Source organism: Myxococcus sp. CA039A, assembly GCF_013336645.1.
Taxonomy (GTDB): domain Bacteria; phylum Myxococcota; class Myxococcia; order Myxococcales; family Myxococcaceae; genus Myxococcus; species Myxococcus llanfairpwllgwyngyllgogerychwyrndrobwllllantysiliogogogochensis.
Genome location: NZ_JABUMQ010000354.1, coordinates 1 through 10955 on the forward strand (window position 1 = coordinate 1; position 10955 = coordinate 10955).

General features: G+C 70.2%; 8 protein-coding genes. 3 read left to right on the forward strand and 5 right to left on the reverse strand.

Annotated features, from left to right (window positions below; all coding sequences use genetic code 11):
• Positions 1-251: 251 nt before the first annotated feature.
• Both HR086_RS39355 and thrS read left to right on the forward strand, forming a co-directional pair.
• Positions 252-626: a hypothetical protein gene (locus tag HR086_RS39355; protein WP_174457277.1), complete on the forward strand. Its 375-nt coding sequence runs from the start codon at positions 252-254 to the stop codon at positions 624-626.
• A 268-nt stretch (positions 627-894) separates the two neighbouring features.
• Positions 895-2097, forward strand: a complete 1203-nt coding sequence (gene thrS, locus HR086_RS39360; RefSeq protein ID WP_174461736.1) for a threonine--tRNA ligase — start codon at positions 895-897, stop codon at positions 2095-2097.
• 53 nt (positions 2098-2150) lie between these two features.
• On the opposite strand, the gene HR086_RS39365 is transcribed toward thrS, so the two are convergent.
• The gene (locus tag HR086_RS39365; RefSeq protein ID WP_141648295.1) at positions 2151-2567 is read right to left on the reverse strand and encodes a CBS domain-containing protein; all 417 of its coding nucleotides are present in this window, start codon (positions 2565-2567) and stop codon (positions 2151-2153) included.
• Between the two features lie 212 nt (positions 2568-2779).
• On the opposite strand from HR086_RS39365, the gene msrB reads away from it, so the two are divergent.
• Positions 2780-3205 carry a peptide-methionine (R)-S-oxide reductase MsrB gene (gene msrB, locus HR086_RS39370; protein WP_141648294.1) on the forward strand — a complete coding sequence of 142 codons (426 nt, stop codon included), beginning with the start codon at positions 2780-2782 and terminating at the stop codon, positions 3203-3205.
• Between the two features lie 60 nt (positions 3206-3265).
• Here the strand turns inward: msrB and purL are convergent, their stop codons facing one another.
• The 4 genes from purL to HR086_RS39390 form a co-directional block, all read right to left on the reverse strand.
• Positions 3266-7177, reverse strand: a complete 3912-nt coding sequence (purL, locus tag HR086_RS39375) for a phosphoribosylformylglycinamidine synthase (RefSeq protein ID WP_174468180.1) — start codon at positions 7175-7177, stop codon at positions 3266-3268.
• A gap of 282 nt (positions 7178-7459) precedes the next feature.
• A complete protein-coding gene (locus HR086_RS39380) occupies positions 7460-8638 on the reverse strand; it encodes an NAD-dependent epimerase/dehydratase family protein (protein WP_174468181.1) in 1179 nt (392 codons plus the stop codon).
• An 89-nt stretch (positions 8639-8727) separates the two neighbouring features.
• Positions 8728-10029, reverse strand: a complete 1302-nt coding sequence (locus HR086_RS39385) for a hypothetical protein (protein ID WP_174468182.1) — start codon at positions 10027-10029, stop codon at positions 8728-8730.
• A gap of 71 nt (positions 10030-10100) precedes the next feature.
• The coding region (locus tag HR086_RS39390; RefSeq protein ID WP_254626640.1) for a metal-dependent hydrolase at positions 10101-10955 on the reverse strand (855 nt) is incomplete at its 5' end.

Here is a 10955-nt window from a genome sequence, read left to right on the forward strand (position 1 = left end):
TCTGTCGCCGAGCTGCGCGCCCAGGCACGCGCTTCATTCGTGCGCCTGGGCCACCGCCACGATGTTCTCGCCGCCTTCTTCCTTCACGCGGGTCTGCGCCTTACCGGACTTTCCTGAAGAGGGTTAGGGCGTCCACGCCTGGACACTTCCGCGCGAGGGGAGGCTCGACACCCATCCCGGCATTCATGGGAAAACAAGCACAAGACGCTCACCCTGGGCGTCTGACGCAAGTCCTCCCCGGAAGGATTCCCATGAAGCGCGCAATCGTGATGATGGCAGCGGTCCTTGGTGTCTCGTTGATGGGTTGTGGCGGCGCGGACCTCGCGACGCCGACCGGTGAAGCCGTGTCGGAAGAGGTCCAGGACGTTTCCCAGGAGCTCGTCACCTGCACGGCCACCTGCTACGGCGGGACGTCGGTCTCTTGCACGGGAACGACGTGCAGCTACGTGAACAACCAGAGCGTGACGTGTGATGGCGTCGTCCACTACTGCCCCCCCACCATCTGTCCTGGCACGTACCGGCCCTGCTTCTCGCTCTCGGGCCGGCGCTGCTCGCAGCACGAACCCTGCTGTCGGGGGGACGTCGAGTCGTACTGCGCCTGCTACAACGGCAAGCTGAGCTGCTGAGCCGCGTACACCCTTGCAAGGGGTTGTCCGGCGGGTCCGGTTGACAATTCCCGGGCCCGCCTGCATTTTACTCTTCGTGAGCTTCGTCATCGTCACCACGACCACCCGCACCACGACTCGCTACGGCGGGTGTGGAGCGGTGCGCGTCGCGAAGTGAGCTGACGACCGCACGGCTTTCCGCCCCGCCTTTTCGGCCGGGGCAGCCGTGCACTCGCTCAGTGCTCCGTCCGGCAAGGCATTCAACCCTTCCGTATCCGGAGACGAAGCAATGCTCGACGAACAAGACCACCGCTCCCTGGGCCATCGCCTGGACCTCTTCCACTTGCAGGAAGAGGCACCGGGAATGGTCTTCTGGCACCCGCGCGGCTGGAAGCTGTACCAACTGCTGGAGGAGCGCGTCCGCCAGCGAATGAAACGCGAGGGCTACCTCGAGGTCCGTACGCCGCAAGTCTACGCGCAGCCCCTGTGGGAGCGCAGCGGCCACTGGGAGAACTTCCGCGAGAACATGTTCCTGCTCCAGGACGGGGACCGCCACCTCGCCTTGAAGCCGGTGAGCTGCCCGGGCCACATCGAGCTCGTTCAGCGCATGGCGCCCAGCTACAGGGATTTGCCCCTGCGGCTGTGCGAGTTCGGGCTGGTGCACCGCAGCGAGCCGGGAGGCGCGTTGCATGGCCTGTTCCGGCTGCGCCAGTTCACGCAGGACGACGGGCACATCTTCTGTGCCCCGGAGCAGGTGGTGGATGAAGTCGTGGCCTTCGCGCGCTCCCTGAAGGAGTTCTACGCGAGCTTCGGCTTCGACGAGGTACAGGTCGCCTTCTCCGGCCGGCCCGCGTCCCGCGTAGGAAGCGACGAGGTATGGGACCAGGCCGAGGAGTGGCTGGCCGCCGCCGCGAAGCAGGCCGGACTGGACTGCAAGCTCCAGCCGGGTCAGGGCGCCTTCTATGGGCCCAAGCTGGAGTTCGTGCTGAAGGACAGGCTGGGACGCGAGTGGCAGTGCGGGACGATTCAACTCGACCTCGTGCTGCCCGAGCGCTTCGACCTGCGCTACCAGGAGTCCTCGGGGGCGAAGGTCCGTCCGGTGATGCTTCACCGCGCGCTGCTGGGCAGCCTGGAGCGCTTCATCGGCGTGTTGCTGGAGCACCACGGGGGCGCGCTGCCCGCGTGGCTCGCTCCGGAGCAGGTGGTGGTGGCGCCCGTGGGTGAGGCGGCGGTGGACTACGCGGAGCGCTTCGCCGCCAGCCTGCGACGCGCGGGCTGCCGCGCACGAGTGGACGCGCGCGGCGAGTCGCTGTCGCGCAAGGTGTTGGACTCGCACCAGGCGGGCGTCCCGTGGCTCGTGGTGGTGGGCGGGCGCGAAGTGCAGGCGAACGGCGTCAGGCTGCGAAAGCGGGACGGCTCGCAGCGGGACGTGTCCTGGGACGCGGGGCTCGCGGAGCTCGCGGCCGAGTGTGGGCCGGCGGCGGAGGCCTGATGAAGAACCGAGGGGCGGGGCCGGAGCTCCCGGCTTTCCGCCCCTCGGGGTTTCTACGCGTGACGCAGGTGCTCCAGCACCGCGCCCGCGCGCATCAACTCCGCGGGCACGGTGGCCAGGTCATCCAGGCTGAGGATGCCCAGGGGCCGGCGGGCCTCATCCACGACGACGAGCCGCCGCACCATCTTGTCCTCCATGAGCTGCTCGGCGGTGCTCAGCGTCGCGTCCGGTTCGCAGGTGATGAGCGCGGTCGTCATGACCTCGCGCACCCGCGTCTCGTTGGGGTCCTGTCCCAGGGCCGTTGAACGGACGGTGATGTCCCGGTCCGTCAACATGCCCACCAACTGCCCGCCGTCGGTGACAGGGAGCGAGCCGATGTTGCACGTGCGCATCCGCAGGGCCGCGACGCGCAGCGACTCGTCGGCCTCGATGGTCTCCACATTCTTCGTCATCAGCTCGAAAATCCGCATGGCGCCTCCGCTGATGGGGGTGTGAACGATGGGCTACGCCCTAACGTGGCGTCAGTGGAGGCGTCGTGCCCGCCCTGCCCCTGGGCCCGGAGGAAGGGCGGACGGGCGGACAGGGGGCCTCATTCCAGGTTGGCCAGCGGGCGCGACGATTGGGCAGGATGGGCATCCAAGAGAAACCCCGGGCGTGGACCCGGGAAAAGGAGCGTGACGGCATGGTCGACAAGCTCACCCTCAGCGATGCGCAGTGGCGCGAGCGCCTGACTCCCGAGGAGTACGACGTCCTGCGCAGGCATGGCACGGAGCGCCCGGGCTCGGGGTGTTTCCTGGGGACCAAGACGCCGGGCACCTACGTGTGCGCCGGCTGTGGCAATCCCCTCTTCAAGGCGGGGACCAAGTTCGAGTCCGGCACGGGGTGGCCCTCGTTCACCCAGCCGTTGAGTGGCGCGGACTCGGTGACGGAGATCAGCGACCGCTCGCACGGCATGGTTCGCACCGAGGTGCGCTGCGCCCGCTGTGACGGCCACCTGGGACACGTCTTCCCGGATGGACCGCCGCCCACCGGGCAGCGCTACTGCATGAACTCCGTGGCGATGAAGCACGTGGAAGAAGGCCAGCCGCTGGAGCTGGTCCGCGCGTAGGCGGCGCGTGTCGCCCCGGCCTCGACAGCATCTTCGAGGTCGGGGCGCTGTCCGCTCGCCTCAGCCCAGCCAGGCGCGAGCGTTGCGGAACATCCGCATCCACGGGCCGTCGTCGCCCGTCCACTCCCGGGGCCGCCACGAGTGCTGCAACGTGCGGTGGACGCGCTCGGGATGCGGCATCGTCACGGTGAAGCGCCCATCCCGCGTCGTGACGCCCGCGATGCCATGCGGCGAGCCGTTGGGGTTGGCGGGGTACGTCGCCGCCACCTGGCCCCGGTTGTCCACCCAGCGCGTGGTGATGTAGCCCAGCCCGTTGATGCGCGCGGCCTCGGCGGCGTCGGAGAACTCCGCGCGCCCCTCGCCGTGCGCCACGGCGATGAGCATCCGGCTGCCCTCCATGCCCTGGTAGAAGAGCGACGGCGTGCGAGCGATTTCCACCGTCCCCAGGCGGGCCTCGTACTGCTCGGAGGCGTTGCGCACGAAGCGAGGGAAGTGCTCGGCGCCCGGGATGATGTCCTTCAAGCCGGACATCATCTGGCAGCCGTTGCAGATGCCCAGGCCGAAGCTGTCGGAGCGCGCGAAGAAGCCCGCGAACTCGTCGCGCGCGCGCGGGTTGAAGAGGATGGACTTCGCCCAGCCTCCGCCCGCGCCCAGCACGTCTCCGTAGGAGAAGCCACCGCAGGCCAGCACGCCGTGGAAGTCCTTCAGCGACACGCGCCCGGCGAGGATGTCGCTCATGTGAACGTCCACCGCCAGGAAGCCCGCGCGGGTGAACGCCGCCGCCATCTCCTGCTGGCTGTTGACGCCCTGCTCACGCAGCACCGCCACGCGGGGACGGGCGCCCTTCGCCACGAACGGCGCGGCGACATCCAGCCCCACGTCGAACGTCAACTTCGGCGTGAGGCCCGGGTCCGTCGCGTCGCACTTGGCCGCGTACTCCTGCTCCGCGCACACGGGGTTGTCGCGGCGCTTCTGCAGCTCGTGGCTGACGCGAGACCACACGCGGCGCAGGTCCATGGTGCCCTCGGACAGCAGCACCCGGGCGCCGTGGCGCACGCGGACCTCCAGCGCGGACGTCGGCCGGCCCAGCTCATGGCAGGACGCCGCGAGGCCGTGCTGCCCCAGCACCTCGCGCACCCGGGCCACGTCGGCCGAGCGCACCTGCACCACCGCGCCCAGCTCCTCGTTGAAGAGGGCCGCCGTCGCGTCGGCGCCCAGCGCCGCCACGTCCACGTCCACGCCGCAGTGGCCCGCGAAGGCCATCTCGCACAGCGTGGCCCACAGGCCGCCGTCGGAGCGGTCGTGGTAGGCCAGGAACCGGCCCTCCGCGTTGAGCGCCTGCACCGCCGCGAAGAAGCCGCTCAAGAGCGCGGCGTCCTCCACGTCGGGCACCTCGGGGCCCACCTGCGCGTGCGTCTGCGCGGCGATGGAGCCGCCCAGCCGCTGCCGCCCCTTGGCCAGGTCGATGAAGAGCAGCCGCGTGTCCTCGCCTGGCTCCACCAGCTGCGGCGTGAGCGACTGACGCACGTCCAGCACCGGCGCGAAGGCGGAGATGATGAGCGACACCGGCGACGTCACGACCTTGCGCGCGCCAGCCTCCTCCCAGACGGTGCGCATGGACATGGAGTCCTTGCCCACGGGGATGGTGAGGCCCAGCGCCGGGCACAGCTCCATGCCCACCGCGTGCACGGCGGCGTACAACTGCGCGTCCTCGCCGGGGCTGCCCGCCGCCGCCATCCAGTTGGCGGACAGCTTCACGTCGGAGAGCTTGTCGATGCGCGCCGCGGCGATGTTGGTGAGCGCCTCGCCCACCGCCATCCGCGCGGAGGCCGCCGCGTCCACCACCGCCAGCGGCGTGCGCTCGCCCATGGACATGGCCTCGCCCGTGGTGCTCGTCACCGTGGACAGCGTCACCGCGCAGTCGGCCACCGCCACCTGCCACGGACCCACCATCTGGTCCCTGGCCACCAGGCCCGACACCGAGCGGTCGCCAATGGTGATGAGGAAGGACTTGTCCGCCACCGTGGGGTGGCTCAGCACGCGCTCGGCCAGCGCCTTGAGGTCACCCGGCAGCGCCAGCGGAGCGTGCGCCAGGGGCCGCGACGTCGCGTCGCGGTGCATGCGCGGGGCCTTGCCGAACAGCACGTCCATCGGCAGGTCGATGGGCGGCGTGCCCAGGCGCGAGTCGGACAGCTTGAGCACCTGGGCCTCCGTCGCCTCGCCCAGCACGGAGAAGGGCGCGCGCTCGCGCTCGCAGAAGGCGGTGAAGCGCGCCAGGTCCTCGGGCGCCACGCCCAGCACGTAGCGCTCCTGCGCCTCGTTGCACCAGATTTCCACCGGGGACATGCCCGGCTCCGCGTTGGGCACCGCGCGCAATTCCAGCCGGCCGCCCAGCTCGTTGTCGTGCGCCAGCTCCGGCAGCGCGTTGGACAGGCCGCCCGCGCCCACGTCGTGGATGGAACGGATGGGGTTCTTTTCGCCGAGCGCGCAGCACTGGTCGATGACCTGCTGGCAGCGCCGCTCCATCTCCGCGTTGTCGCGCTGCACGGAGGCGAAGTCGAGGTCCGCCGCGCTCGCGCCCTGCGCCATGGAGGACGCCGCGCCACCGCCCAGGCCAATGAGCATGGAGGGGCCGCCCAGGACGATGAGCTTGTCGCCCGGCTGCAGCTTGCCCTTCTGCACGTGCGGCGCGCGGATGTTGCCGAACCCGCCGGCGATCATGATGGGCTTGTGGTAGCCGCGCACCTCCACGCCCTCGGGCGTGGCGACCTGCGCCTCGTAGCTGCGGAAGTAGCCGCACAGGTTGGGGCGGCCGAACTCGTTGTTGAAGGCGGCCCCGCCCAGCGGACCGTCAATCATGATGTCCAGCGCGGAGACGATGCGGTCGGGCTTGCCGTAGGGCTGCTCCCAGGGCTGCTCGTAGCCGGGGATGCGCAGGTGGCTGACGGTGAAGCCCGTCAGTCCCGCCTTGGGCTTCGCGCCGCGTCCGGTGGCGCCCTCGTCGCGAATCTCTCCGCCCGCGCCCGTGGCCGCGCCCGGGTACGGCGAAATCGCCGTCGGGTGATTGTGCGTCTCCACCTTCACCATGATGTGGGCCGGCTCGCGCACCGTCCCCCACTCGCCCGTGTCCGCGTCCGGGAAGAAGCGGTCCACCTCGAACCCCGCGATGACGGCCGCGTTGTCCTTGTAGGCGGAGAGCACGCCCTCCTTGTGCTGGGCGTAGGTGTTCTTGATGGCCTGGAAGAGCGAGCGCTCCTGCGGCTTGCCGTCCAGCGTCCAGCTCGCGTTGAAGATCTTGTGTCGGCAGTGCTCGCTGTTGGCCTGCGCGAACATCATCAACTCGACGTCGGTGGGGTTGCGCTTCAGCTCCTGGAAGCGCGCCACCAGGTAGTCGATTTCGTCCTCCGCCAGCGCCAGGCCCAGCTGGCGGTTCGCCGTCACCAGCGCCGCGCGGCCTCCGCCCAGGATGTCCACCGTCGTGAGGGGACGGGGCGCGTGCTCGGAGAAGAGGACCGCCGCGTCCTCCACGCGCTCCAGCACCGCCTGCGTCATCCGGTCATGCAGCACCGGCTTCAGGCGCTCCACCTGCGCGGGCTCCAGCGCGCGGCCTTCGGGGCCGGCCACGAAGTAGGCGAGGCCGCGCTCCAGGCGTCGAATCTTGGAGCCCAGGCCGCAGTTCTGGACGATGTCCGTCGCCTTCGAGGACCAGGGAGAGATGGTCCCCGGGCGGGGCACCACCAACAACAGGCTGCCCGCACGCTCGCCCGAGGGCACCTTCGGGCCGTACTCCAGGAGGCGGCCGAGCATCGCCTGCTCGTCCTCGGAGAGGGCCTTCGGGGCGTCGAGGAAGTGCACGTGCTCCGCGTAGACGGACGACACGGAGGGCACCTGCTCGCGGCACTGCGCGAGCAGCTTGGCGAGCCGGAATTCAGAGAGGACGGGAGCGCCGCGCAGGGAGTGCATGCTGGACATGGGGATTGGGTGTGGCCCTGGGTAACAGCCGGGCCGTCCTTATCACCGTGCGTCGCGCGGGCGAGGACAGAGTTCGCCCCGGCCCGCTCGCTGTCCAGGCGGACAGGGGCCACGGTGGGAGCCCCTCACACGTCGGAGCTTGCGCGGCGCTCGTGACAGGTAGGGAAACTCGGCAACCATGAAGCAGGGGCCGCACGAAGCGCTAGCGCCCCCGGGAGCGACGGCCCGGGGTGCGTCCAGCGTGCGGGAGTCAGTGCCCGTGCGGACACTCGACGAAGGGCGCTACCCGCCCTTGCCAGAAGCCGCGGGGGCCGGAGTCGCGGCCGGCTTTTCTTCTGGAGCCCGGGCCTTGCGCCACAGCGCCAGCAGTTCCGCCTCGCGCTCCGGGGGCAGCCCCGCGCGCGGCTTGTTCCGGCGCTCCTCGGGCAGCCCCTTGAAGTACGCCAGCGTGTCGCGGACGGTGACGTCCACCGGACGGAACTTCAGCCCCGCCTTCACCGCCTTCGCGTTGCTGCGAAGGTGCGTGCCCAGGCTGGTGCCGGCGGGCGGCATGTAGATGGGGAGGCGGACATCGCCCGTCTCGCCTTGCTTCTCCAGGAACTCCGCGGGCACCCACGTCACCTTCGTGTCCCGCCCCGTCACCTGCCGGCACGTGTCCAGCATCGCGCCCATGGACCACGGCTCCGCGGGGCCCACCGCGTTGAAGACGCCATTGACCTGGCCTTCGATGAGCAACACCAGCCACTCGGCCAGGTCTCGCACGTCGATGATTTGCAGCGGGTCCTTCGGCGTCCCGGGCGCGAGCATCTCCCCGCCCTTGTCGAAACGCACCGGCCAGTACGTGAAGCGGTCCGAGCGGTCATCCGGCCCGACGATGTAACCGGGACGGATGTTGGCCACGCGTCCCGGGAACGCGGCCTCGGCGGCCTCCTCGCAGGCGCGCTTGAGTCCTCCGTAGAACTCGTAGTCCTTGCCCATGCTTTCGACAGTGGGGTCCGCCAGCGTCGCCGTGGGACCGCTCTCGTCCTCGCGCGGCGTCTTGTCGCTGGCGTAGGCGGACACGCTGGAGATGAAGACATACTGTTTCACGTTCGGCGCCAGCAGCCCGGCCGAGGCGCGGACCATGCGCGGGTAGTAACCGGACGTGTCCACCACCGCGTCCCACTTGCGCCCCTTCAGCGCCTTGAGTCCCTCGTCCTTGTCCGGGTCTCTGTCGCCGCGCAGCTTCTCCACGTCGGGGAAGAGCTCGGGGCGCGTCTTGCCGCGGTTGAAGAGCGTCAGCGAATGGCCCCGCGCTTTCGCGGCCTCCACCACGGCGGGGCCCAGAAACCCCGTGCCGCCCAGGATGAGGATGCCCTTCTTCGCGCCCTTCTTCGACGCGGCCATCGCCTCGGGTCCGAGCGCGAGCAGCGACGCGCCCGCGGCGGAGTACTGCAGGAACTTCCTTCGCGAAGTCTTCATGACAACGGCTCCAAGGGGCCGTGATGCACTCGGGGGGACGCGCGCGACAACGCGGCGATTCGCGTTTCATTCCCGAGACATCTCACGCGTCAGCGGTCACCCAGTGCGACACCGAAGCCGAGTGTCCACGCGAACCCATGGGTCCACTCGCTGGAGAGCGGGCGCAGCCCCTGGTAGCGCAGCTCCATGCTCGCGAGGAACGGCCCGCCGAGCAGCGCACTCGCGCGCAGTCCCACCGGCACGCCGAAGCGAGTCCCCCCTTCCTGGGAGAACAACCCCACGCCCAGAGAAGCCCGCACGTCCACGCCCACGGAATAGGCCGGTCGCCAGGCCCACAGCGGCGGAGACAACACCGACAGGCTCCACCCACCCGCTGGTAGCGGACGGCTCCCCAGCCCCAGGCCCCGCGTCCACTCCACCGACAGCCGCAGCGCATGCGGCAACGGCAGCCCCGCGCGCAGTCCCGCGACGGGGGTGCCGCCTCGCGAGTCTTGAGCCATGCCGCCCAGCGCCTGCAGCGACAGCTCCGGCGACGGGATGAAGCCTCGCGCCGTGAAGGCAGGTGCGTCCGGTGCGGCGACCTCCTCGAAGCGAGCGCCCGCCCACGTCAGGAATGCCTGGGTATACGCCACCGCCGCGGCGGCCCGGTCCGCCATGAAGGCGTCGTACGTCGCGGGCGCCACGCGGTGCGCGCCGTCCTTCCAGCGAGGCTCGGCCTGACCGAAGGCATTGCCCACGCTCCCGTAGACACCGAAGGAACCCGGACGCCGGGCATCAGGCTCCACCCAGAACGTGCTCCAGGGAAGCTCGACGCCGTCCTCCGCGCGCAGGAACTGGGAGCGCACCGCCTCCAGCGTCTCGCTCGCGAGCGCGTGCTGTGCCTCGGGCCCCGGCAGCGGCTCGACCTCGCGGGAAGGCAGCCGCGTCAGCACGTCGCGCAGCCCCCAGCCCTCGAAGCCATCCGCGAAGCCATGATTCACCGGCACCACATGCGGCGGCGAGGCCACGTCCTGGATGTGATGCGACAGGTGCCCGGCCCTGTCCCACGCCCGCGCCCAATCTCCCCCTCGCGCGGCATCCAGGGCCTCTTCCCAGAGCATCCGCACGCGCGCGTCGGAGCCCGCGCGCAAGGAGGAGTCCAGCGCGCCCTCCGGCCGGTAGAAGTGGTGCCAGCCCGTCCACTTCACGTGGAGGTTGAGGTCCTCGGCGGTGGCGCCGTGCAGCACCGCGTCCCGGTGCGCGGCCAGGGAGCGGGGGCCCCCCGCCGCCAGGGCCCGTTCAATGGCGGCCTCGGTCAACGCGTGGTGGTCCTTTACCCAGAAGGCCTCCGCGCCCGACGGAACGGCCACGGACAGGAGGGCGGCGACGGCCAGGCGCGGCGAGGTCAACATCGTGAGCAGCCTCCGCCCGCGAGGACGCCTCGTGCTTCCGGAAGTCCTCGTGGTGGGCTCGGCGGAACGGCTCAGGCGGCCTCCGCGCGGGAGGGCTCTTCAAGCGTCGCCAGGTGGGCCCGGGCGATGTGCAGGTTGTCGTTGTCCAACGGATGGAAGGAGGGCCGCAGGTATTCCTTGAGGCCGCGCCACACCACCCGCACCAGGACCGGGTCCTTCTCGTGGGCGCGCCGCAGCTCGCGCCACACTCCTGTCCACCCCAGCCCGGGCTCCTGCCGCAGCAGCGTCACGGTGGCCGCGAACCACAGGCCAAACAGCGCGATGACGGCCGCGCACATCCCCGTCACCCGCAGCGCATAGCCGGGCGCCACCCTGCGCAGCACGTCGAAGGCCACGGACTTGTGTTCAATCTCCTCGGCGGCGTGCCACTCGATGAGCGCGCGCATGGCCGGGTGGCCATCCGCGAACACGCCAAGCGTCAGCGTGTTCTCGCCCATGATGGCCGTGTAGTGCTCCAGCGCGGCGGCGATGGACAGCCGCAGGACCGGCGGGAAGTACTTGAAGATGAAGCCCCAGACGATGCGGTGATACGCCCGCATGAAGCCGGAGATGACGTAGCCCTGGGACTCCAGCAGCTCGATGTAGTCCTGGTGCTCCCGCGCGTGCTTGCCCTCCTGGGCGAAGAACGCCTTCACCTGCGCGCGCAGCTCCGGCGCGTCATCCAGCGCATGAAGGTAGTGATTGACGCTGCGCACGATGAACCGCTCTCCCTCGGGGAAGAGCATGTTGAGCCCGTTCCACAGCTGCGTGGAACCCAGACCGTTGTGATGCCACATGCGGGGGAACGTGGCGTCGAAGTGAAACTTCAGATTCAGTCGCGGGACGATGCGGCCAGGGTCGGGGGGATTGACCATGAGTGGGGGGAC